This window comes from Janthinobacterium sp. SUN206 (assembly GCF_030587305.1).
Taxonomy (GTDB): domain Bacteria; phylum Pseudomonadota; class Gammaproteobacteria; order Burkholderiales; family Burkholderiaceae_D; genus Janthinobacterium; species Janthinobacterium kumbetense.
In genome coordinates this window covers 150,415-171,895 of record NZ_JAPWIB010000003.1, presented here as the reverse complement: position 1 = coordinate 171,895, position 21,481 = coordinate 150,415, and the positions used below count along the sequence as shown (strand labels likewise).

Genomic DNA, 21,481 nt, shown 5'->3' with positions numbered 1-21,481 from the left:
CTGCATGCAAACTGTTTCCTGTCCCAGCTGCGGCGCGGAAGTTCGTTTCCGCTCGCACGCTTCCGTGCTCGCCGTATGCGAGTACTGCCACAGCACCATTCTCAAGGACGCCGACTCGGTCAAGGATCTCGGCAAGATGTCGGCCGTCCTCGAGGATTACTCGCCGATCCAGGTCGGCACGGCCGGCGTGCACGATGGCGTGCACTTCACCATCGTCGGGCGCATCCAGCAGCGCTACAGCGCCGGCACGTGGAACGAGTGGTATCTGCTGTTCGACGACGCAAGCACGGCGTGGCTGGGCGATTCGTCCGGCCTGTACACGCTGACGCGCGAACGCAGCACGCAAGACGCCCTGCCCGCCTTTGCCGAACTGACGCCGGGCAGGCGCTACACGATCTGCGGCGAGCCGTACACGGCGGCCGAGATCCGCAGCGCCGAATGCATCGCCGGCCAGGGAGAATTACCGTTCAAGGTGGGCGCCGGCTGGCGCATCCAGGTGGCGGACTTCCGCAACTACGCCAGCTTTGTCACGCTCGACTACACGGATGGCCCACAACCCATCGTCTACCAGGGCGTCGCCGTCACCCTGGACAGTTTGAAGTGCCAGCTGCTGCGCGACGACGATACCATCGCCAAGAGTGCAGGCAAGTACCGCGGCAAGCTCGATGCGCTCGACTGCCCCTCCTGCGGCAGCGGCATTCAGTATGTGCCCGGCGCTGCAGCGCAGCTGGTGTGTCCCGCCTGCCATGCGCAGCTCGACGCCAGCGATCCGGAAGCGCAGGTGCTGGCCATCGGCAAGCAGGTGCACGACAACGCCGACATCACCCTGGAGCTGGGCGCCAGCGCGAAGATCAGCAATGTGGATTTCACGGTGATCGGCATGATGCGCCGCGCCGACGACGAAGGCAGCGAGTGGAACGAATACCTGCTGTATGGCGCGCGCGCCGGCTTCTTCTGGCTGGTGGAGACCGACGATGGCTGGTCGCGCTCGAACGTGCTGCCGAACTGGCCCAACTGGGCGTCATTGGACGCCGATACCTGCACGCTCGATGGTGCCACCTACCGCAAGCTGTATGACTACGGCTCGCAAGTCGTGTACGCGGCGGGCGCCTTCAACTGGAAGGTGGCAGTCGGCGACAGCACGCGCGTGTTTGAATTCGAGCAAGGGCAGACCAAACTGGCGGCAGAGCTCACCGGCGAGGAAATGACCTGGTCGCGCTCCGCGCCCGTCGCCCATGACCAGATGGCCGCCTGGTTCGGCGCGGCCTTCCATGGCGGCGCCAACGTGCAGAATATCCAGCTCAGTCATCGCGGCATCGCCAAGGTCTTCATCATCATCGTGCTGGTCTTGAATGCGATTCCCATGTTTGTCTCGTTCTCCAGCACCCTGATGTGGAGTTTGCTGGGCTGCCTGGCGCTGTTCCTGCCTGCCGCTTTTCTCGACAAGAATGCAAAGAATCCCCCATGAGTAAATACGTGATCTATGCCCTGATGGTGACCTTCAGTGTCACGGCCGCCAACTGGGTGCGCATGTTCAAGGTGGCCGGCAGTAGCAGCGGCAGCAGCTGGAGTTCGCGCACGGGCAGCGGCGGCGGCAGCTATGGCGGCGGCTCCAGCGGCGGCAGCCACAAGTAAGCATGACAGCCACACCGCATCTGCCTCTGGGCACCCATTTGCTGGCCGATCTGTCGGGCATCGCGCCGGAACGCCTGCGCGATGGCACCGCGCTCGAGCGCCTGTTGCGCGACGCGGCCGTCACGGCCGGCGCCCAGGTGCTGCACAGCCATTTCCACAGCTTTGGCGCCGGCCAGGGCATCACGGGCGTGGTGCTGCTGGCCGAATCACATATCTCCATCCACACCTGGCCGGAATGCGGCTTTGCCGCCGTCGACATCTTCATGTGCGGCGCGGCGCGGCCGCAACTGGCGCTCGACGCCATCAAGGATGCGCTGCAGGCGGCGCATTGCCAGCTGCAATCGGTGCGGCGCGCGCCGCCTGGGCATTCCTAGCGCCGCTGGTGGATCGCGGGGGGATCGCTTACACTGTCGGCTCATATCCCAACCGTGACTCCCATGCGCCGTTCCGCCCTCCTTGCCCTGCCCCTGCTGCTGCTGGTTTCAGCCTGCAACGACTACACGGCGCCCAGCCTGTACCAGGCCACCACGCCCGAGTGCAAGACGTGGACGGAGGGTTCACGCTTCGAGCTGCCGCGCGGTATCAGCGTGTATGCCACACCGCCTGTCACCCTGAAGGATGGCGGCACGGAGCTGGCGCTGATTTTTACTCTTCCCATCGGCACACAAGCCAGTTTTACGCGCCTGTCTTTCCTGCTGGAAGAACCGAAACAGCAGCCCTTCGCCGAAGCCAAGGTGCTGACCATCTACCAGCGCGGCATGAACCGCAAGGCGGAAATCGTCGATGTCATCGAGCAGCTGCCCATCATGTTTTCCGCCGTCGGTTCCAGCGCCGAAACCCAGTGGCGATTGCGGCTGCAACTGCCGCACCAGCTGCCGCAGCGCTTTGATCTGTCCATGCCCGACATGCTCGTCGGCGGCAAGCGCTACCCCGTGCGCACCTTTACCTACCGCTATTTCCCCGAGCGCAGCGCCTACGGCATGTGCAGCTGAACCACGCCATCCATTGACGGCGGCGCGTGCCGCTGGCACACTGGCGTTTTCCCTCACACAACAGGAGTAGACAACATGCGCCATTCGGATACTGCCGTGCTGTCGGCTGCCTGATCACGGTCTTTCCCCGCTAAGACCCTTAGCCCGCCATTGCCCCTACGCGTGATCGCGTAGCCGACTTCCCTTTCTTTCGTGCCAGTCATCGCGACTGGCGGTGCCTGCACGCGCAGGCTTCACGTCCGTACGCGGACGACAGAATTTGGAATCACGCTACCATGATCGCATTCGATTTTGCGCAACTACGCCTTATCGGGCTGCAGCAGGCCATCGCCGGCGCAGCCACCCAACTCGACTTATCTTCCCCTGCCGCACAACTGCTGCGCGTCAGCGCTGTCCACCGCGACAGCCTTCTCGTGCACGACGGCACCCGGGAACACCCGGCACAGGTCCTGCCGCGCCTGTTGCACGAGCTGCTGGCGCAAGACACCGTCCTCACGGTCGGCGACTGGGTCACCGCCGAACACGATGCTCACGGCGCGCTGTGGATAACAGCGCACTTATCCCCAGTCACGCAAATCGCCCGGCGCGGCAACGACGGCCGGCGCCAGGTACTGGCCAGCAATGTCGATACGGCCCTGCTGGTGATGGGACTGGACGGGGATTTTAATCCGCGCCGCCTGGAACGCTATCTGGCCATCGTGCTGGCGGCCCAGGTCAGCCCCGTGGTGGTGCTGAGCAAGGCCGACGTGGCCGACGACGTGCCGGGCAAGCTGGCGCAGCTCAAACAGCGCCTGCCGCCCCACGTGCCCCTGTTTGCCATCGACACGCGCCATGCGTATGACGTGGCCATCCTGGAACCCTGGCTGGGTACTGGCCAGACCCTGGTGCTGCTCGGTTCATCGGGCGCCGGCAAGTCCAGCCTGACCAATACCCTGTCTGCGGCGCAACAGGCCACCAACGGCGTGCGCCATGGCGATGGGCGCGGACGGCATACGACGACGGCGCGCTCGCTGCACCTGTGCGCCAACGGCGCCTGCATCATCGATACGCCGGGCTTGCGCAGCTGGCAGGCCGACGCCGATGCGCAGACCCTGGCGGCCACCTTCGACGACATCGCGGCGCTGGCGGCGACGTGCCAGTTCCGCGACTGCCAGCACGCCAGCGAACCAGGCTGCCAGGTGCGCGGCGCCGTCGATGCAGATCGCCTGCGCAATTATCACAAGCTGCTGCGCGACGCCCGGCGCGGCGAGGAAACGCCGCTCGAGCGCATCGCCGCGCGCGCCAAGTGGAAGACGATATTGAAGGCGGGGCAGGAAAGGAGCAGGCAGAAGCGCCAGGAATAACCGTCAAAGCATAAAAAAAGGCAGCCCGAAGGCTGCCTTTCTTGTTGCTGGCTCGCTGATTACAGCTTGCGCAGCTTCTGGATCGCTGCCAGCTGCGCAATCGCGCTGGCCAGCTCGGCTTGCGCTTGCGCGTAGTCGATGCCCGAATCCTTGTTGTGGATATTTTCTTCCGCCAACTTCTTCGCTTCCAGCGCTTTCGCTTCGTCGAGGTCGTGACCGCGGATGGCGGTATCGGCCAGGACGGTCACGGTATCCGGTTGCACTTCCAGCAGGCCGCCGGCAACGAAGACGAACTCTTCTTCAGCCTGGCCGACTACCTTGATGCGGACCGCGCCCGGACGGATGCGGGTAATCAAAGGCGTGTGGCGTGGGTAGATACCCAGCTCGCCCTGTTCACCCGGCAACGCGACGAATTCTGCTTCGCCTGAAAAAATCAGTTCTTCAGCGGAAACCACGTCAACGTGAATTGTGTGTGCCATGTGTGTCCTATCGGGTTGAAGAACCCCGCCGTGTAACGGGCGGGGTTAGGCCCAGACTTAACTTAGTTAAGTTTCTTGGCTTTTTCGATTGCTTCTTCGATCGTGCCGACCATGTAGAACGCTTGTTCCGGCAGGTGATCGAGTTCGCCCGAAGCGATCATTTTGAAGCCCTTGATCGTGTCTTTGAGCGAAACGTATTTACCCGGCGCGCCGGTAAAGACTTCAGCGACGTGGAAAGGCTGCGACAGGAAACGCTGCATCTTACGTGCGCGGGCGACCAGCAGTTTGTCTTCCGGTGCCAGCTCGTCCATACCCAGAATCGCGATAATGTCGCGCAATTCCTTGTAGCGTTGCAGGGTCGTTTGCACGGCACGCGCGGTGTCATAGTGCTCTTGACCAACGATCAACGGATCCAGCTGACGCGAGGTCGAATCCAGTGGGTCCACGGCTGGGTAGATACCCAGGGAAGCGATGTCACGCGACAGCGCAACGGTCGAATCCAAGTGAGCAAACGTGGTAGCAGGCGACGGATCGGTGTAATCATCGGCTGGAACGTAGACGGCCTGGATCGAGGTGATCGAACCGGTCTTGGTCGACGTGATACGCTCTTGCAGACGGCCCATTTCTTCCGCCAGGGTCGGTTGGTAACCCACAGCCGACGGCATACGGCCCAGCAGTGCCGATACTTCGGTACCAGCCAGCGTGAAGCGGTAGATGTTGTCGACGAAGAACAGAACGTCCTTACCTTCATCACGGAACGATTCAGCGATCGTCAGGCCGGTCAGCGCGACGCGCAGACGGTTACCTGGCGGTTCATTCATCTGACCGTAGACCATCGCCACTTTGGAGTTCTCCGGGTTTTCCAGATCGACCACTTTCGCGTCAGCCATCTCGTGGTAGAAGTCGTTACCTTCACGGGTACGCTCACCCACGCCGGCAAACACGGACACGCCGCTGTGCGCCTTGGCGATGTTGTTAATCAGTTCCATCATGTTCACGGTCTTGCCTACGCCAGCGCCGCCGAACAAACCAACTTTACCGCCTTTTGCAAACGGGCACACCAGGTCGATCACCTTGATGCCGGTTTCCAGCAGTTCTTGCGATGGCGACAGTTCGTCGTATGCAGGAGCGGTGCGGTGGATCGACGCGATCTGCTCGTGCGACACAGGGCCGCATTCGTCGATCGGGTTGCCCAGCACGTCCATGATGCGACCCAGGGTTGCTTTACCGACTGGCACCATGATAGGTTTGCCGGTGTTCTGGATCATCATGCCGCGACGCAGGCCATCGGACGAGCCGAGTGCAATGGTACGGACAATGCCGTCGCCCAACTGCTGTTGTACTTCCAGGGTCAGTTCCGAGCCTGCCATCTTCAAGGCATCAAATACCTTAGGCATCGCGTTGCGGGGAAACTCAACGTCCACCACAGCGCCGATACACTGAACGATTTTGCCATCAGCCATGTTCGTTCCTTCAATATAGTTAAATTCGTTTAAACCGCAGCCGCACCGGCGACGATTTCGGAGAGTTCTTTGGTAATCGCAGCTTGGCGGGTCTTGTTGTAGATCAGCTTCAATTCGCCGATCACACTACCCGCGTTGTCGCTTGCAGCTTTCATCGCGACCATCCGTGCCGATTGCTCGGACGCCAGATTCTCCGCGACTGCCTGGTACACCAGCGCTTCTACATAGCGCTCCAGCAATTCGTCGATCACGCTTTGCGCATCCGGCTCGTAGATGTAATCCCACGAGTGGGCACCCTTGTCGGCGACCATCTTGTCGGCCGTCAGGGGCAGCAATTGCTCCACGACTGGTTCCTGTTTCATCGTGTTGATGAATTTGGTGTAGCACAGGTACACTGCATCGATCTTGCCTGCCTGGAACTCTTCGAGCATGACCTTGACGGGTCCGATCAATTTGTCCAGGTGGGGCGTATCACCGGTTTGAATGGCGTGCGCAATGATCTTGACGCCGATGCGATTCAAAAAACCCAAACCCTTGTTACCGATGGCAACTGCTTCAACCCGGTTGCCAGCTGCTTCCAGCTCGCGCGACTTCGACGTCACCTGGCGCAGGATGTTGGTGTTCATGCCGCCGCACAGACCCTTGTCGGTCGTGACAACGATGAAACCCACTGCCTTCGCTTGCGTACCCTGGGCAGCTGCCAGGAACGGGTGCGTGTATTCCGGATTGGCGGTCGCCAGATTGGCGGCGATATTCCGAATCTTGTCACTGTAGGGACGGGCGGCCCGCATCCGGTCTTGCGCCTTGCGCATTTTGGACGCGGCGACCATTTCCATCGCCTTGGTGATCTTCTTCGTATTCTCTACGCTCTTGATCTTGCCTCGTATCTCTTTGCTTGATGCCATGAGTCCTTACTCCTTCTGCGCGTAGGGCGGCGCCTCACTCAAAGGTGGGCGCCGCCTGGCCGCTTAATATGCGCCGGATTTCTTGAAATCAGCAATGGCCGCCGACAGAGTTGCTTCGCTGTCTTTGTCGAGTTGCTTGGTTTCTTCGATCTTGGCCAGCAGAGCAGCTTGCTTGGTCTTCATGTAAGCGTGGACACCAGCTTCAAACGACAGCACTTGCTTGACTGGCACGTCGTCCATGAAGCCTTTGTTCACCGAGAACAGCGATACGGCCATCAGCGAGATCGACAGTGGCGAGTATTGGGCTTGCTTGAGCAATTCCGTTACGCGCGCACCGCGGTCCAGCTGCTTGCGGGTCGATTCATCCAGGTCCGAAGCGAACTGCGCAAACGCGGCCAGTTCACGGTACTGCGCCAAGTCGGTACGGATACCGCCGGACAGGTTTTTGATGACCTTGGTCTGGGCGGCGCCACCGACGCGCGATACGGAAATACCGGCGTTAATTGCAGGACGGATACCGGCGTTGAACAGCGAGGTTTCCAGGAAGATCTGACCGTCGGTAATCGAAATCACGTTGGTTGGAACGAATGCGGACACGTCGCCAGCTTGCGTTTCAATGATCGGCAGTGCCGTCAGGGAACCGGTCTTGCCTTTGACGGCGCCGTCGGTGAACTTCTCGACATAGTCGGCGTTCACGCGTGCTGCGCGTTCCAGCAGGCGGCTGTGCAGGTAGAACACGTCGCCTGGGTACGCTTCGCGACCTGGTGGACGGCGCAGCAGCAGCGAGATTTGACGGTATGCAACAGCTTGTTTGGACAGATCATCGTAGACGATCAGTGCATCTTCACCGCGGTCACGGAAGTATTCGCCCATGGCGCAACCGGAGTACGGCGAGATGTATTGCATGGCGGCCGATTCCGAAGCGGAAGCGGCGACAACGATGGTGTATTCCATCGCGCCGTGCTGTTCCAGCGAGCGCACGATGTTCTTGATCGACGAGGCTTTTTGGCCAATCGCGACGTAGATACACTTCATGCCCTGGCCTTTTTGATTGATGATCGCATCAATCGCCACAGCCGACTTGCCGGTTTGACGGTCGCCGATGATCAGTTCGCGCTGGCCGCGGCCAACTGGAACCATCGCATCGATCGATTTCAGGCCGGTTTGCATTGGTTGCGAAACGGATTCACGGGCGATCACGCCCGGGGCGATTTTTTCAATCGCGGCCGTCAGTTTGGTCTCGATGGCGCCTTTGCCGTCGATCGGCTGACCCAGCGCGTTGACAACGCGGCCGAGCAGCTCAGGACCGACTGGCACTTCCAGAATGCGGCCGGTGCATTTCACCGTGTCGCCTTCGGAGATGTGCTCGTAGGCACCCAGAATCACGGAACCGACGGAGTCGCGTTCCAGATTCATGGCCAGGCCAAACGTGTTGCCTGGGAATTCCAGCATCTCGCCTTGCATCACGTCCGACAAACCGTGGATGCGGCAGATACCGTCGGCGACGGAAATAACCGTGCCTTGATTACGCACTTCAGCGCCGCCGTCAAGACCTTGGATCCGGCTCTTGATCAACTCGCTGATTTCAGATGGGTTGAGTTGCATACTAACTCCTAAAAGTGTTTCTCTCAGCTTGCGCGAGGGGTAAGGGTCTGTCTAAGCTGGCCTGCCGAAGCGCGTGTCTTACGACACCAGTGCAGCGTGCAGTTGCTGCAGCTTGGCGCGCACCGAGGTGTCGAGCACTTGGTCGCCAACAACCACGCGCACGCCGCCGAGCAGCGATGGATCCACTGTGACGGCAGGGTTGAGCTTACGACTGAATTTCTTTTCCAGCGTTGCGACCAGCTCGGCCGTTTGGCCTTCGCTCAGATCGAAAGCGCTCGTGATCTCGGCGTCAGCCGCACCTTCCAGGCCATTTTTCAAGGCATGGAATTGCGCGCCGATTTCCGGCAGCAGGCTGATGCGGCCATTTTCGATCAACATCGTGACGAAGTTTTTCACTTCCTCATTGAGCGGCGATTTCAACAACGACAGGATGGTGGCGGCGACGTCGCTTTCCGAAACTTTCGGATTGCGCGCGTACGCCTGTACCTCGGGGTGGCTACCGATCTGTGCCAGTTCGGACACCAGTTCGGACCACGCCGCGAGGTTGCTTGACTCCTTACCAGCTTGGGCTACGCGGAACAAAGCTTCCGCGTAGGGACGGGCGACGGTTGCGAGTTCTGCCATGATTACAGCTCGACAGCAAGACGCTGCAACATTTCGGCGTGAGCCGTAGCGTTTACTTCACGCTTCAAGATCTGCTCGGCACCCTTGACAGCCAGGTCAGCCACCTGAGCGCGCAATTGTTCGCGTGCTTTCGACAGTTGCTGTTCGGCGTCCGACTGGGCTTGCGCAATGATACGCGCAGCTTCAGCTTGTGCATTTTGCTTGATCTCTTCAGCAACCAGCTGCGCGCGCTTTTCAGCGTCCGCAACGCGTTGCGACGCTTCTTCACGTGCACTGTTCAATGCCTCTTGCGCACGCTTTTCAGCGACTGCCATCGAAGCCTGACCTTGATCGGCCGCAGCCAATCCATCCGCGATTCGTTTGGCACGCTCATCCAGCGCGTTGTTCAGCGCTGGAAATACGAACTTCATCGAGAACCAGACCAACACCGCGAAGGTGATCATCTGGCCGATGAGCGACATATTGATGTCCATACCTTTGCTCCTAACTAAAAGTTTCTCCTAGGGTTGGAGCGAATTACTGAGCAACAGCCGTCAGAGCGGACAGGAACGGGTTAGCGAACGTGTACAGCAGAGCAACACCAACGCCGATCATCGAGATAGCATCCAGCAGACCAGCGATAACGAACAGTTTGGTTTGCAGTTGTGGCATCAGTTCTGGTTGACGTGCCGAAGCTTCCAGGAATTTGCCACCCAAGATAGCGAAGCCCAGAGCGGTGCCGATTGCGGCCAGGCCGATGATGATTGCTGCTGCCAGAACGGTCATGCTTTGTACTTGTGCGATCAGAGCTTGCATAAAATTCTCCTAAATTTAAAAACGAAAGATACTAAAAAAACAAAATATAAAGTTAATGATTAATGTTTCTCAACCGCAAGGCTCAGATACACAACCGTCAACGCCATAAACACAAAAGCTTGCAAAGTTACAATCAAGATATGGAAAATTGCCCATGGACCACCCAACGCCCACTGTGCCCACCAAGGCAACAACGCGATCAAGATGAAAATCAGTTCGCCGGCATACATATTGCCGAACAGTCGCAGCGACAGGGAGATCAGTTTTGCAACCAGCTCAACCATTTGCAGCAGGAAATTGACAGGTGCCAGGGCGATCGTGCCGATCAGGCCGCTCGCATGGAACGGTGCCGTGAACAGTTCCTTGATCCAGCCGCCCAGGCCCTTGGCCTTGATCGAGAAAGCGATCACGCACAGCACGACCGACAGCGACATGGCGAAGGTGTGGTTGACGTCGGCGGTCGGCACGGCGCGCAGTTTATGCACGCCAAACCAGCTCAGGATCTTCGGCAACAGGTCAACCGGCAGGAAGTCCATCGCGTTGAGCAACCAGACCCACACAAAAATAGTGATGGCCAGCGGCGCGATGACCTTGCTTTTCGCGTGGAAGGCCCCATTAATAGTGTCATTGACGATTTCCATGACCATTTCGACGAAGTTTTGCAACTTGCCAGGGACACCAGCCGTCGCGCGGCGCGACGCCATATAGAAAACAGCCAGGAAAACAAAGCCCAGAATGGCCGAAATCCAGAACGTATCCAGATTGATCATGCCGTCGGCACTTCTCAGGTGGGCCAGATGGTGACTGATGTATTCTGTGGCGTTGGCCGGGGCAGCATGGCCCGCTTCAATAGCGTGTTCTGTGGTCATAATGAATTTAGATTTGTCGTTTCAGAGCTCAACAGGCCCCAAAACCAATGATTAAACAGCGAGCAATGAAAACCAGTATGCTAAGGTTGCCACCGCGAAACCCAAGATCAGCCATAACCAGGCGGCCGACTGAAACAACACCAGTGCCAATATAAACAGCACCGCTGTGATAAATATTTTCACCACTTCTGCGCGCAAATGCGCCCGGAATGCCTTGTTGGCGTCGCTAGAACCGCGAACCACCAACAGGGCATACACCAGGCTACCGATGACTGCGATAGCGCCGCCGTATGCGGCGGACCAGCCTCTGACATTGCCACCGAAAAACAGGGTGACCGTGGCAAAGCTGATAGCGATTGCTAGCTGCAATGCAACTACTTTGTAGACTGGCTTGGCAATACTTTGTTGTGAATCACTCAATTGCCAAGTTCCCAGAAAAATCTACACACGCAAAGACACGGGATTATAGTTGGCTTTGATCTATAGAGTCAAACGTTGCTGCACCGCAGCAGGGCAATTGCTGCGTGAAACTGACGCTTTACCGACTATTCGCCGCCTTTTGCACCACTATATGGCAAAGTCGCTTGTCTGGCCGCTTCCAGCCGTGTTATCAAGGAATCACGTGGTGCATCTGGAAAGCATGGCCGGATCGTCCACACCCGCATGGCCCCTGTCTTTGCAGCTTGCTATTTAACCACGCAAGCGGGTCAACAAACCATCAAGCACGTCAAGATCGGCAAAATCAATCACCAATTGGCCGCGGCCCTTGTTGCCCATCTTGAACACCACGGGCGTGGCCAGCGCATCGGACAACTCTTCTTCCAGGCGCGCGATGTCGCCGGACTTTTCCTTGTGGCGCGGCTCGACCGGGTTGGCCGCTTCCTCGACCGTGCGCGTGACGAGCTTTTCCGTTTCACGCACCGACAGGCGCTTGGCCACGACCTGGTTCGCCAGGGTGATCTGGCTGGCCGCATCGACGGCCAGCAGCGCGCGCGCATGGCCCATGTCGATATCGCCGGCCATCAGCATGGTTTGCACGGGAGCAGCCAGGTTCATCAAACGCAACAGGTTCGACACGGCGCTGCGCGAGCGTCCCAGCGCAGTGGCCGCTTGCTCATGCGTAAAACTGAAGTCGGCGATCAGGCGGTGGATGCCCTGCGCCTCTTCCAGCGGATTCAAGTCTTCGCGCTGGATGTTCTCGATCAGCGCCATGGCGGCGGCCGCCAAATCGTCCACGTCGCGCACCAGCACCGGCACCTCCGTCAGGCCAGCCAGTTGCGAGGCGCGGAAACGGCGTTCGCCGGCGATGATTTCATATTTGATAATTCCGCTCAGGGTGTCTTGCCCGATCGGCCGCACCAGGATCGGCTGCATCAGCCCCTGCGCCTTGATCGAGGCGGCCAGTTCATTCAGGGCCCCCTCGTCCATGCGCGTGCGCGGCTGGTATTTGCCGGCTTGCATTTGCGACACGGGCAAGTTCGACGGTTGATTCGTGTCCGGACCGGCAAAATCGCCGCCGCCGCCCAACAGGGCGTCGAGTCCGCGACCCAGTCCTTTTAATTTTTTCGTAGCCATGCTGTCCTAATCGTGTTTTCAGAGTAAGCGCTTACATCACAATGTGCAGGCGCTCACCCCTTGTTTACATATGTTTGATGCGTTCGACCATCTCGGCGCCGAAGGCGATATACGCCTGGGCACCTTTCGAGCTGGGGTCGAAGGTCACGCCGGGCAAGCCGTACGATGGCGCTTCGGCCAGACGGACGTTGCGCGGGATGATGGTATTGAATACCTTGTCGCCGAAGTGCTGCTCCAGCTGCGCCGACACTTGTTGCGATAATGTCATGCGCGGATCGAACATCACGCGCAGCAAGCCGATGATCTTCAAATCCGGGTTCAGGTTCGCGTGCACCTTCTTGATGGTGTTGACCAGGTCGGACAAACCTTCCAGCGCGTAGTACTCGCATTGCATCGGGATGATCACGCCATGCGCGGCGCACAGGCCGTTCAGGGTCAGCATCGATAATGCCGGTGGGCAATCTACTAATATGAAGTCGTATTCGCCGTCCACTTCGGCCAGCGCATCCTTCAGGCGGCGTTCGCGGTTGTCCAGTTCGACCATCTCCACTTCCGCGCCGGCCAGCTCGCGGTTCGACGGCAAGACATCGAAGCGCCCCGCTTCCGAACGCTGGCGTGCCGTCTTGACATCGGATTCGCCCAGCATCACTTCATAGGTCGACGCCTTCAAGCCGGCCTTGTTGATGCCGGCGCCCATGGTCGCGTTGCCCTGCGGGTCGAGGTCGACCAGCAGCACGCGCTGGTTCAACTTGGCCAGACCGGCGGAGAGGTTGACGCTTGTTGTGGTTTTACCAACACCACCCTTTTGATTTGCTACACAAAAAATTTTGGCCATGTATCTTCTAATTGTAAAGAGATGCAAACTTCATCGTGCGCCCCGGCATCCGGCCGAAACGATTTATATTATTTATTTCATTTATACGATATAAATCATTTATATCGTTTATATCGTTTATATCGTATAAACTGTTTATATGATTTATACCGTTTAATTTCCGTCTTTTAAATTCTTGCTATAAAGACCAGATGACGCTCTGCATTTAGCCCTGGCACCTGGATAGGCCGCAATTCCGTCACTTGCCAGTCTGCCGGCAGTCTCTCGCGCTCGTCTGGTGGTGCCACCCCTTTCAAGGCGATGAATTGCCCACCCTCGGTCAGCACGTGGTTCGACCAGTTGACGAAGTCGGACAGGTCGGCAAAGGCGCGCGAGGTGATCACATCGAATTTCTGCTGCACTTCCAGCTGTTCCACGCGTTTCGTATACACGGTCACGTTGGCGAGGCCCAGTTCGGCCTTCACTTGCGTCAGGAATGCCGTCTTTTTATGCACCGTGTCGATCATCGACACCTTCACATCGGGCCGCGCGATGGCCAGCACCATACCCGGCAAGCCGCCGCCGGCGCCCACGTCGAGCACGTTTTTCGCCTGCGCGAACGCCGGCACGGCGGCCAGCGAATCGAGCACGTGCAGGGTCAGCATCTGCAGCGGATCGCGCACCGACGTCAGGTTGTACACGCTGTTCCATTTGGCCAGCAAGGCCAGGTAATCGAGCAGTTTTTCCGTCTGATCCGCGCTCAGGTCCAGCCCCAGCGCGGCGATGCCTTCATTCAAAATCTGGGCCAATGCGGCCCGGTCAAACTGCTTCATTCAACAACCTCGTCCTTTAAAGTGGTGGTCTGCGCGGCACCGAAGCCGCGCTTTTTCAGGTGGACCAGCAGCAGCGAAATCGCCGCCGGCGTCACGCCGGAAATGCGCGAAGCCTGGCCCAGGGTTTCCGGGCGCTGCTTGTCGAGTTTTTGCCGCACTTCGACGGACAGCGCGCCGATGTCCAGGTAATTGAAACCCTCTGGCAAGGCCAGGTTTTCATAGTGTTCGTGGCGCTCGATTTCCTTGCTCTGGCGCTCGATGTAGCCTGCGTATTTGAGCTGGATTTCCACCTGCTCGCGCACGGCCGCGTCTTCCACGCCGGGGCCGGCCAGGGCCTGGCCTTCGATGCCCGTCATGCTCATCAAGGTGTCGTAGGCGACGTTCGGACGGCGCAGCAAGTCCGCCAGCGAATACTCGCGCTCGATGGCCTGGCCGACGATGCGTTCCGATTCGGCGGCCGCCAGGATGCGCGGGTTGACCCACGTGGAACGCAGGCGCTCGAGCTCGCGCGCCACCGCTTCGCGCTTCGTTTCAAACGCCTGCCACTGGGCGTCGCCCACGCAGCCCAGAGCGCGGCCGATTTCCGTCAGGCGCATGTCGGCATTGTCTTCGCGCAGGCTCAAACGGTACTCGGCGCGGCTGGTAAACATGCGGTACGGTTCCTGCACGCCCTGCGTGATCAGATCGTCGACCAGCACGCCCAGATAGGCCTCGGAGCGGCCCGGTACCCAGGCTTCCTTATCCTGCGTCAGCAAGGCCGCATTCAGGCCCGCCAGCATGCCTTGCGCGGCCGCTTCCTCGTAGCCTGTGGTGCCGTTGATCTGGCCGGCAAAGAACAGGCCGGCGACGGCCTTCGTTTCCAGCGAGGCCTTCAAGCCGCGCGGGTCGAAATAATCGTATTCGATGGCATAACCGGGACGCAGGATGTGCGCGTTTTCCATGCCTTTCATCGATTGCACCAGAGCGATCTGCACGTCGAACGGCAAGCTCGTGGAGATGCCGTTCGGATAGAACTCATGCGTCGTCAAGCCTTCCGGCTCGAGGAAAATCTGGTGCGATTCCTTGCCCGAGAAACGGTGGATCTTGTCTTCGATCGAGGGGCAATAGCGGGGCCCCACGCCTTCGATCACGCCCGTATACATGGGGCTGCGGTCCAGGCCGGCGCGGATGATGTCGTGCGTCTGGCTATTCGTATGCGTGACCCAGCACGGCACTTGGCGCGGGTGCATGGCCGTATTGCCCATCACGGAAAACACGGGCACGGGATCGAGGTCGCCCGGTTGCTCTTGCATCACGGAAAAGTCGATCGTGCGGCCATCGATGCGCGGCGGCGTGCCCGTTTTCAGGCGGCCCTGCGGCAGTTTCAGCTCTTTCAGGCGGGCCGACAAGGAGATGGCGGGCGGGTCGCCGGCACGGCCGGCCGAATAGTTATTCAAGCCCACGTGGATCTTGCCGTCGAGGAAGGTTCCGGCCGTCAACACGACGGCGCGCGCGAGAAACTTCAAGCCGATCTGCGTCACGGCGCCGACGACCCGGTCGCCTTCGACGATCAGATCATCGACGGCTTGCTGGAACAGCCACAGGTTAGTCTGGTTTTCCAGGCGCGTACGGATGGCGGCCTTGTACAAAATACGGTCGGCCTGGGCGCGCGTGGCGCGGACTGCCGGGCCTTTCGAGGAATTCAGGATGCGGAACTGGATGCCGGACTCGTCGGTGGCGATCGCCATCGCGCCGCCCATGGCATCGACTTCCTTGACCAGGTGGCCCTTGCCGATGCCGCCGATGGAAGGGTTGCACGACATCTGGCCCAGTGTCTCAATATTATGCGTGAGCAATAGCGTCTTCTGCCCCATGCGGGCGGAAGCGAGGGCCGCCTCGGTACCGGCGTGACCACCACCGACAACGATGACGTCGAATTCTGTAGGAAATAACATGATAAATAGGTAACAGTGCAAGTAAAAATGCGGGATGAGAGCTCCGATTATAGAGTCTTTTTGCAAGCGCAACCTTGCGCAGCGCATTTTTTGCTTAATTTTTACTCAGCAGGGGCAAGCCAACGACGATTTCTGTTTCACGTGGAACACGCAGCGTGGTCAGGCAGAGGGCTGCGGTGGCGTGAAATGTTTGCTACAATTGCCGCATCGTCCGCCAACGTGACCACGCCAGTGGCCAGCGGGACGAGCATCCAGGAGGACGGCCTCCCCCATCATGGGAACACACCGGGACGGCCCGCTCTGTATAAGGAGCCGCCATGGCCTGGATACTGTTACTCATTGCCGGCATGTTTGAAGTCGTGTGGGCATACTCGATGAAACTCTCCGAGGGTTTCACCAAACTCACTCCCTCCATAATTACCATCGTCATGATGATCGCCAGCTTCGGCTTGCTGTCGCTGGCCATGCGCACCCTGCCCTTGGGCACGGCCTACACCATCTGGACGGGCATCGGCGCCGTCGGCGCCTTCATCGTCGGCATCGTCTTTCTGGGCGAGCAAGTCAACACCATGCGCGTATGCGCCGCCCTCCTCATCGTGTGCGGCATCGTGCTGATGAAGCTGTCGTCCAGCCACTGAGAGGAATCCCCATGCTCCTCGAAAACTATTTTCCCGTCCTCCTGTTCATTCTGATCGGCATCCTCGTCGGCATCGTGCCCATGCTGCTGGGCCGCACGCTGGGTCCGCACAAGCCGGACCCGCAAAAACTGTCGCCGTACGAATGCGGCTTCGAAGCGTTCGGCGATGCGCGCATGAAGTTCGACATCCGCTTCTACCTGGTGGCCATCCTGTTCATCCTGTTCGACATCGAGGTGATCTTCCTGATGCCGTGGGCGGCCAACGTCAATGAACTGGGCTTGCATGGCTTCTGGGCCGTCATGGGTTTCCTGGGCGTACTGACCATCGGCCTGGCCTATGAATGGAAACGCGGCGCGCTGGAGTGGGAATGAGCAAGCTGCTGTTGCTCAACCTGCTGATGGGCGCCGGCCTGGCCTATGCGGCCGTGCGCGAGTATCAGCAAGATGCGCGCACGTTCCGCGTGCTGGCGACCGTCTCCAGCCTGTCGCTGCTCGTGAGCCTGGGGCTGGCCAGTCAGCTGCAAGACTAAACGGTTCCACGTGAAACATGCGCGGCGCGGGAAAGCGGAGTAAGCTTGGCGTCTGTCCTTGCCGCCAGGAGTCTGCATGCCCGCCTTCCAGTTCCGCACCGTGCCGCACCTGATCGTTGAACCGGGCGCCGCCGCCCAGCTGGGCGCGCATATCGCCCATCACTTCCCCACCGTCCGCCGCGCCCTGCTCGTCACCGATGCAGGGTTTCTGCGCACGGGACTGGCCGATGCACCTCTGCACAGCTTGCGGACGGCGGGCATCGACACCCATGTTTTTTCCGACGTGCAAGCCGATCCGCCCGAAGCCATCGTGCTGGCAGGCGTAGCCCAGGCCCGGATGTTTCACGTGGAACTGATTATCGGCCTCGGTGGCGGCAGCTCGCTGGACGTGGCCAAGCTGATCGCCGTGCTGGTCCCTGGCCACCAGGAACTGGCCCAACTGTACGGCATCGGCAATGTCCACGGCCAGCGCCTGCCCCTGGTGCAATTGCCGACCACAGCGGGAACGGGCTCGGAAGTGACGCACATCGCCATCGTCACCACGGGCGCCACCAGCAAGATGGGCGTGGTGGCGCCGCAACTGTATGCGGACTTGGCCATCCTCGACGCCAGCCTGACTCTGGGCTTGCCGCCCGCAGTGACAGCCGCCACCGGCATCGACGCCATGGTGCATGCGATCGAAGCGTACACCAGCCGTCTGTTGAAAAATCCCTTGTCCGACATGCTGGCCAGCCAGGCGCTGTCGCTGCTGTCCGCCAATCTGCTCACGGCCTGCCGCGATGGCAGCCACTTGCCGGCGCGCCAAGCCATGCTGCTGGGCGCCATGCTGGCCGGCCAGGCGTTTGCCAACGCCCCCGTGGCCGCCGTGCATGCGCTCGCCTATCCCATCGGAGGACTGTTCCACGTGCCACATGGCTTGTCGAATGCGCTGGTGCTGCCGCACGTGCTGCGCTTTAATCTGTCCCACGCGGCGCCCCTGTACGCGCAACTGGCAGCCATCGTGCAGCCCGGCATTACGGGCAGCGACGAGGCGCGGGCGAACGCCCTGATCGACGCCATGCAGGCAATTGCCTCGGCCACGGGCATCGCGCGCACCCTGCGCGAGGTGGGCATCGCGGCCAGCGACCTGGACCGGCTGGCCGATGAAGCCATGCTGCAGACGCGCTTGCTGGGCAACAATCCCCGTCCCGTCACGCGCAGCGATGCGCGCGCCATCTATGCGGCCGCGCTGTAAAGCCATACGCTGTCAAGACATAAAAAAAGCCACGCATGGCGCGTGGCTAGCCTTGCGCCCACAAGCAGCCGCTAGTTGGGAATATCCACCACCGTGCCCGTCACGCTGATGACATTGCCGGCCGCCGGCGTTGCCGCAATGGCCGGCACGTTGACATTCGTGATCAGGGTCGACGCATCGGCGCGCGTCACCGTGCGCACCACCTGCGATGGCGGCAAGGCTTGCTTGGCGTTCAAGTGCGCATACATGGCGTCCAGCGCGCGGTTCAGGTACACGTGCAGCGGTACGATCAGGGTCGGCAAGGCGCTGCTGAAGGAATCGAAGTGGTTGGCGTTGGTCACCTCGATATAACGCAGGCGGCTATTCGTCCCTTCCACCGCTGCGTTCAGCCCCAGATAAGCGCGCGAGGCGTGATTGACGGGAATCAAGGTGTCGCTGCGGCCATGCACGATGAGGGCCGGCTTGCCATTGAGTTTGCCCGTCGCCTGCACCTCGGTCATGCCTGCCCGCACGCGCACGCTTTGCGCGGCCAGCGTACCCTGCAAGTTGGCGTTGCTGACGGCATCGCGTCCCGTCGCCAGGCTGCGCAGGCACAGGAAGCCGTCGAGCGACTGGTCCGCCAGGCTGCTCGATGGCGATACCCCCGCCGTGTACACCCTGGCGCCGCCCACGCTGTTCTCGTACACGACATTGCCCACGATGCCGCTCTGCGCGGCAAAGCTGACAGCCTTTTGCGCCGTGGTAAACGCGATCGGATTACCGCTGAGATCCGTCTGCGCAAACGTGAAACCGCACACCTTATCGGTCACGGAGAATTTGCCGTAGGCATACGCATACGTGACGGCCACGAGGATATTCGTGCCCGCGTGCGCCGCCTGCAGCGGATCGGAGTCAAGCAGCCAGCCATACGCGCGCAAGCGCTGTTTCGCGTCCGCCTGCTGCGCCGCCAGGTCGGCGCCGTTCAGCAAGCCCTTGGTCACCAGCGCCGTACAGCGTCCCGCATTGCCTGCCACGGAAGCGATGCACGGCTGATACAGGGCGGCATAGGTGGCGTAGTCGAACAGCGCGCGGCCGGGATTGGCCACCACCGCCCCGCCCTGGCGCACGCTGTAGGCAGTCGATGGCGCCGGCTGGACTTGCGGCTCGCTGGCCGCCACGCCGCCGATCAAGCCCTTGCTATCCTGTTCCGCCGCCAGCAAGGCCGAGCCGGCGCCGTTGGAAATGCTGGACGCAATCGTGATGGTGTTCTTCGGCGTCAGCCGCACGACGCGCGAACTGCCGTCGCGGGCCAGCACGCCATAGCGTTCGTTCAACACGTAATACGCCATCTCGATGGCCTGCAGGGTGACCTTGCCCCAATCCTTCTCGGGATTCTGCTGCGAATGCGCGTGCTTGAAGGCGATGCGGTTCGGGTTGGCAGCAGCCCAGGCCAGCCGGTCGGCATCGCTCAAGTCCGGCGCGAAGAGCGCGTTCTTGCCGGCGGCCACCCTGCCCGCGCGCACGCCGTTCTGCAGGTTGACGCTGTCATCTTCAAACACATACAGGCCCGTGCCGGAGCCCTTGTCGGCATACGCCACGGCGCAGCCCTTTTTCAGCCCCCATTCGCCCGAGCTGCCGATGGCGCCGTAAATGCCGCGCGAGCCGCTGGACGTGCCCGTGACGATGCAGGCATGGTCCGGATCGAAGCTGGCCGGCACCTGCACCATCAAGGTGACATTCTTCTTGCCCGTGCCATCGTCGGCATACGCGATGTATTCGCTGCCGGCGATCAGGCCTTCGCCCGTACCCACGGTCCCGGACGCATCCACGTTCGGTCCGTACAAGGTGCCGTAGCCGCTGTTGGCGGCAATGTCGAGCACGGCACGGTAATTGGCGTAGATCGCATTGCGGCGCAATTCGACCGGTGTCGGCTGTTCCATATTCGCGTATGCGGGAGTCGCTCCCGCCAGCCCCGTCTTGCCCAGGCCGGCCGTCAGCAAATCATTCGTCTTGCCGTCGTAGTCCGTCCGCGTGATGGTGCCCAGGTAGCCCGGTATCTGGTTCCGTTCTTCCGGTGCATGATTGCTGCCGCAGGCTGCCAACGCCAGCAGGGTGCACAGGCTGCTCCCCGCGCGCGTGATCGTCGTTTGCATGGTGGTTCTCTCCGTTAAGGTAACAGTGGACGCACAATGAAAAACGCCGGACGATCCGTCCGGCGTTGCTTGAAAATCAGACAGCGGCTTTGGCTGGCCTGCCGCCGAAGCGCGCGATGGCTTCGCCGACGATGCCGCGCCGGAACATCAGCACGCAGATGACGAAGATCACGCCGGTCACCATACCCACCGATTCGCCCAGGGTGCCGAACCACTCGATGCCCGTGTGCGTGGCCAGGTAGGTGCCGACATCGCCCAGCTTGTTCTCCAGCGCGATGATCAGCACGGCGCCGAGGATGGGGCCGGACAAGGTGCCCATGCCGCCCACCAGTGTCATCAGCACAACGAGGCCCGACATGCCCCAGTACACGTCGGTGAGGGTTTCAAAGCCCAGCACCAGCGTCTTGGTGGCGCCGGCCAGCGCGGCCAGCGAAGCGGACAGCACGATGGCCATCAGCTTGTACTTGTTGACGTCGTAGCCCAGCGAGATGGCGCGCGGTTCGTTTTCCTTGATCGCCTTGAGCACTTGTCCGAACGGCGAGTGGATGGTGCGCACGATCAGGGCGAAGCCGGCGACAAAAATGGCCAGCACGACGTAGTACAAGACGGTGTCATTGCCCAGGTCTATCGTGCCCAGCAAGGTTCCACGTGGAACACCCTGCAAGCCATCCTCGCCCCCCGTGAACGGCAGGCGCAAGGCCAGGAAGTACACCATCTGCGCCAGCGCCAGGGTGATCATCGTAAAGTAGATGCCCTGGCGGCGGATCGCCAGGCCGCCGATCACCAAGCCCAGCAAGGCGCCCGTGGCGACGCCGGCCAGCAATCCCAGTTCCGTTGGCCAACCCCAGGTGCGCAGCGCGTAGCCGGTGACATAGCCGGCGCCGCCGAAGAAGGCCGCGTGGCCGAACGACAGCAAGCCCGTGTAGCCGATCAGCAAGTTGAAAGCGCAGGCAAACAGGGCAAAGCACAGCAACTTCATCAGGAAGACGGGATAGCCGTAAAACGGGGCCGCCAACGCCAGCAGCAAGGCAATGGCGTAGCCTACATTCTTATTCATCGTGGTAGCTCCAATACATGACTGA

At 60.5% G+C, this 21,481-nt stretch carries 24 protein-coding genes; 9 read left to right on the top strand and 15 right to left on the bottom strand.

All coding sequences use genetic code 11. The features are described 5' to 3' along the window. Positions 1-4: 4 nt before the first annotated feature. The 5 genes from O3300_RS17700 to rsgA all read left to right on the top strand — a co-directional run bounded on the left by O3300_RS17700 (position 5) and on the right by rsgA (position 3,970). On the top strand, positions 5-1,468 hold the full coding sequence (locus O3300_RS17700) for a DUF4178 domain-containing protein (protein ID WP_305053680.1): 1,464 nt from the start codon (positions 5-7) through the stop codon (positions 1,466-1,468). Further along, positions 1,465-1,635, top strand: a complete 171-nt coding sequence (locus O3300_RS17695; protein WP_157814714.1) for a hypothetical protein — start codon at positions 1,465-1,467, stop codon at positions 1,633-1,635. The genes O3300_RS17700 and O3300_RS17695 overlap by 4 nt, the downstream gene beginning before the upstream one ends. Positions 1,636-1,637: 2 nt before the next feature. Beyond that, entirely contained in the window at positions 1,638-2,009 is a 372-nt protein-coding gene (gene speD / locus O3300_RS17690; RefSeq protein ID WP_305053679.1) for an adenosylmethionine decarboxylase, read from the top strand. Positions 2,010-2,072: 63 nt separating this feature from the next. After that, positions 2,073-2,627, top strand: coding sequence for a hypothetical protein (locus O3300_RS17685; protein ID WP_305053678.1), 555 nt, complete (start codon positions 2,073-2,075; stop codon positions 2,625-2,627). Between the two features lie 275 nt (positions 2,628-2,902). After that, positions 2,903-3,970 (top strand): ribosome small subunit-dependent GTPase A, encoded by a 1,068-nt coding sequence (gene rsgA / locus O3300_RS17680; protein ID WP_305053677.1) that lies wholly within the window; start codon positions 2,903-2,905, stop codon positions 3,968-3,970. A 59-nt stretch (positions 3,971-4,029) separates the two neighbouring features. Here rsgA and O3300_RS17675 read toward each other — a convergent pair whose 3' ends face one another. The 13 genes from O3300_RS17675 to mnmG form a co-directional block, all read right to left on the bottom strand. Next, positions 4,030-4,449, bottom strand: coding sequence for a F0F1 ATP synthase subunit epsilon (locus O3300_RS17675; protein WP_077398374.1), 420 nt, complete (start codon positions 4,447-4,449; stop codon positions 4,030-4,032). A 62-nt stretch (positions 4,450-4,511) separates the two neighbouring features. Beyond that, a complete protein-coding gene (gene atpD / locus O3300_RS17670; protein WP_034752705.1) occupies positions 4,512-5,912 on the bottom strand; it encodes a F0F1 ATP synthase subunit beta in 1,401 nt (466 codons plus the stop codon). A 29-nt stretch (positions 5,913-5,941) separates the two neighbouring features. Beyond that, positions 5,942-6,817 carry a F0F1 ATP synthase subunit gamma gene (gene atpG / locus O3300_RS17665; RefSeq protein ID WP_034783836.1) on the bottom strand — a complete coding sequence of 292 codons (876 nt, stop codon included), beginning with the start codon at positions 6,815-6,817 and terminating at the stop codon, positions 5,942-5,944. Positions 6,818-6,880: 63 nt separating this feature from the next. Continuing rightward, positions 6,881-8,422 carry a F0F1 ATP synthase subunit alpha gene (gene atpA / locus O3300_RS17660; protein WP_034752701.1) on the bottom strand — a complete coding sequence of 514 codons (1,542 nt, stop codon included), beginning with the start codon at positions 8,420-8,422 and terminating at the stop codon, positions 6,881-6,883. Between the two features lie 78 nt (positions 8,423-8,500). Beyond that, the gene (locus O3300_RS17655; RefSeq protein ID WP_034752699.1) at positions 8,501-9,046 is read right to left on the bottom strand and encodes a F0F1 ATP synthase subunit delta; all 546 of its coding nucleotides are present in this window, start codon (positions 9,044-9,046) and stop codon (positions 8,501-8,503) included. A gap of 2 nt (positions 9,047-9,048) precedes the next feature. Further along, positions 9,049-9,519 carry a F0F1 ATP synthase subunit B gene (locus tag O3300_RS17650; RefSeq protein WP_034752697.1) on the bottom strand — a complete coding sequence of 157 codons (471 nt, stop codon included), beginning with the start codon at positions 9,517-9,519 and terminating at the stop codon, positions 9,049-9,051. Between the two features lie 43 nt (positions 9,520-9,562). Then, positions 9,563-9,841, bottom strand: a complete 279-nt coding sequence (gene atpE / locus O3300_RS17645) for a F0F1 ATP synthase subunit C (protein WP_034752695.1) — start codon at positions 9,839-9,841, stop codon at positions 9,563-9,565. Positions 9,842-9,900: 59 nt separating this feature from the next. Next, entirely contained in the window at positions 9,901-10,710 is an 810-nt protein-coding gene (gene atpB, locus O3300_RS17640; protein WP_046681851.1) for a F0F1 ATP synthase subunit A, read from the bottom strand. Positions 10,711-10,761: 51 nt separating this feature from the next. Then, on the bottom strand, positions 10,762-11,130 hold the full coding sequence (locus tag O3300_RS17635) for an ATP synthase subunit I (protein ID WP_035823464.1): 369 nt from the start codon (positions 11,128-11,130) through the stop codon (positions 10,762-10,764). 270 nt (positions 11,131-11,400) lie between these two features. Next, on the bottom strand, positions 11,401-12,285 hold the full coding sequence (locus tag O3300_RS17630; protein ID WP_305053676.1) for a ParB/RepB/Spo0J family partition protein: 885 nt from the start codon (positions 12,283-12,285) through the stop codon (positions 11,401-11,403). A 64-nt stretch (positions 12,286-12,349) separates the two neighbouring features. Then, on the bottom strand, positions 12,350-13,120 hold the full coding sequence (locus O3300_RS17625; RefSeq protein WP_034752687.1) for a ParA family protein: 771 nt from the start codon (positions 13,118-13,120) through the stop codon (positions 12,350-12,352). Positions 13,121-13,287: 167 nt separating this feature from the next. Further along, positions 13,288-13,932, bottom strand: a complete 645-nt coding sequence (gene rsmG / locus O3300_RS17620; RefSeq protein WP_305053675.1) for a 16S rRNA (guanine(527)-N(7))-methyltransferase RsmG — start codon at positions 13,930-13,932, stop codon at positions 13,288-13,290. After that, a complete protein-coding gene (gene mnmG, locus O3300_RS17615; RefSeq protein WP_251349586.1) occupies positions 13,929-15,866 on the bottom strand; it encodes a tRNA uridine-5-carboxymethylaminomethyl(34) synthesis enzyme MnmG in 1,938 nt (645 codons plus the stop codon). Before mnmG ends, rsmG begins: the two co-directional genes overlap by 4 nt. A 317-nt stretch (positions 15,867-16,183) precedes the next feature. On the opposite strand from mnmG, the gene sugE reads away from it, so the two are divergent. The 4 genes from sugE (at position 16,184) to O3300_RS17595 (ending at position 18,267) form a co-directional block, all read left to right on the top strand. Then, positions 16,184-16,504: a quaternary ammonium compound efflux SMR transporter SugE gene (sugE, locus tag O3300_RS17610; protein WP_305053674.1), complete on the top strand. Its 321-nt coding sequence runs from the start codon at positions 16,184-16,186 to the stop codon at positions 16,502-16,504. Positions 16,505-16,515: 11 nt separating this feature from the next. Beyond that, positions 16,516-16,875, top strand: coding sequence for an NADH-quinone oxidoreductase subunit A (locus O3300_RS17605; protein ID WP_099665948.1), 360 nt, complete (start codon positions 16,516-16,518; stop codon positions 16,873-16,875). Next, the gene (locus tag O3300_RS17600; RefSeq protein WP_305053673.1) at positions 16,872-17,033 is read left to right on the top strand and encodes a hypothetical protein; all 162 of its coding nucleotides are present in this window, start codon (positions 16,872-16,874) and stop codon (positions 17,031-17,033) included. Before O3300_RS17605 ends, O3300_RS17600 begins: the two co-directional genes overlap by 4 nt. Positions 17,034-17,109: 76 nt before the next feature. Further along, positions 17,110-18,267 carry an iron-containing alcohol dehydrogenase gene (locus O3300_RS17595; RefSeq protein WP_251349592.1) on the top strand — a complete coding sequence of 386 codons (1,158 nt, stop codon included), beginning with the start codon at positions 17,110-17,112 and terminating at the stop codon, positions 18,265-18,267. Between the two features lie 71 nt (positions 18,268-18,338). On the opposite strand, the gene O3300_RS17590 is transcribed toward O3300_RS17595, so the two are convergent. Both O3300_RS17590 and O3300_RS17585 read right to left on the bottom strand, forming a co-directional pair. Further along, positions 18,339-20,399: a 3-hydroxybutyrate oligomer hydrolase family protein gene (locus O3300_RS17590; RefSeq protein WP_305053672.1), complete on the bottom strand. Its 2,061-nt coding sequence runs from the start codon at positions 20,397-20,399 to the stop codon at positions 18,339-18,341. Positions 20,400-20,475: 76 nt separating this feature from the next. Continuing rightward, positions 20,476-21,456 (bottom strand): branched-chain amino acid ABC transporter permease, encoded by a 981-nt coding sequence (locus O3300_RS17585; RefSeq protein WP_035823444.1) that lies wholly within the window; start codon positions 21,454-21,456, stop codon positions 20,476-20,478. Between the last annotated feature and the right edge of the window lie 25 nt (positions 21,457-21,481).

Bases quoted from the DNA above. Each gene is read 5' to 3' on its own strand.
- atpB (WP_046681851.1), bottom strand. From the start codon at position 10,710: ATGACCACAGAACACGCTATTGAAGCGGGCCATGCTGCCCCGGCCAAC.
- O3300_RS17605 (WP_099665948.1), top strand. From the start codon at position 16,516: ATGCTCCTCGAAAACTATTTTCCCGTCCTCCTGTTCATTCTGATCGGC.
- O3300_RS17655 (WP_034752699.1), bottom strand. From the start codon at position 9,046: ATGGCAGAACTCGCAACCGTCGCCCGTCCCTACGCGGAAGCTTTGTTC.
- O3300_RS17700 (WP_305053680.1), top strand. From the start codon at position 5: ATGCAAACTGTTTCCTGTCCCAGCTGCGGCGCGGAAGTTCGTTTCCGC.
- atpA (WP_034752701.1), bottom strand. From the start codon at position 8,422: ATGCAACTCAACCCATCTGAAATCAGCGAGTTGATCAAGAGCCGGATC.
- O3300_RS17695 (WP_157814714.1), top strand. From the start codon at position 1,465: ATGAGTAAATACGTGATCTATGCCCTGATGGTGACCTTCAGTGTCACG.
- O3300_RS17625 (WP_034752687.1), bottom strand. From the start codon at position 13,120: ATGGCCAAAATTTTTTGTGTAGCAAATCAAAAGGGTGGTGTTGGTAAA.
- O3300_RS17685 (WP_305053678.1), top strand. From the start codon at position 2,073: ATGCGCCGTTCCGCCCTCCTTGCCCTGCCCCTGCTGCTGCTGGTTTCA.
- sugE (WP_305053674.1), top strand. From the start codon at position 16,184: ATGGCCTGGATACTGTTACTCATTGCCGGCATGTTTGAAGTCGTGTGG.
- mnmG (WP_251349586.1), bottom strand. From the start codon at position 15,866: ATGTTATTTCCTACAGAATTCGACGTCATCGTTGTCGGTGGTGGTCAC.
- O3300_RS17590 (WP_305053672.1), bottom strand. From the start codon at position 20,399: ATGCAAACGACGATCACGCGCGCGGGGAGCAGCCTGTGCACCCTGCTG.
- atpE (WP_034752695.1), bottom strand. From the start codon at position 9,841: ATGCAAGCTCTGATCGCACAAGTACAAAGCATGACCGTTCTGGCAGCA.
- O3300_RS17585 (WP_035823444.1), bottom strand. From the start codon at position 21,456: ATGAATAAGAATGTAGGCTACGCCATTGCCTTGCTGCTGGCGTTGGCG.
- atpG (WP_034783836.1), bottom strand. From the start codon at position 6,817: ATGGCATCAAGCAAAGAGATACGAGGCAAGATCAAGAGCGTAGAGAAT.
- O3300_RS17675 (WP_077398374.1), bottom strand. From the start codon at position 4,449: ATGGCACACACAATTCACGTTGACGTGGTTTCCGCTGAAGAACTGATT.
- O3300_RS17650 (WP_034752697.1), bottom strand. From the start codon at position 9,519: ATGGACATCAATATGTCGCTCATCGGCCAGATGATCACCTTCGCGGTG.
- O3300_RS17600 (WP_305053673.1), top strand. From the start codon at position 16,872: ATGAGCAAGCTGCTGTTGCTCAACCTGCTGATGGGCGCCGGCCTGGCC.
- rsmG (WP_305053675.1), bottom strand. From the start codon at position 13,932: ATGAAGCAGTTTGACCGGGCCGCATTGGCCCAGATTTTGAATGAAGGC.
- O3300_RS17595 (WP_251349592.1), top strand. From the start codon at position 17,110: ATGCCCGCCTTCCAGTTCCGCACCGTGCCGCACCTGATCGTTGAACCG.
- O3300_RS17630 (WP_305053676.1), bottom strand. From the start codon at position 12,285: ATGGCTACGAAAAAATTAAAAGGACTGGGTCGCGGACTCGACGCCCTG.
- speD (WP_305053679.1), top strand. From the start codon at position 1,638: ATGACAGCCACACCGCATCTGCCTCTGGGCACCCATTTGCTGGCCGAT.
- rsgA (WP_305053677.1), top strand. From the start codon at position 2,903: ATGATCGCATTCGATTTTGCGCAACTACGCCTTATCGGGCTGCAGCAG.
- atpD (WP_034752705.1), bottom strand. From the start codon at position 5,912: ATGGCTGATGGCAAAATCGTTCAGTGTATCGGCGCTGTGGTGGACGTT.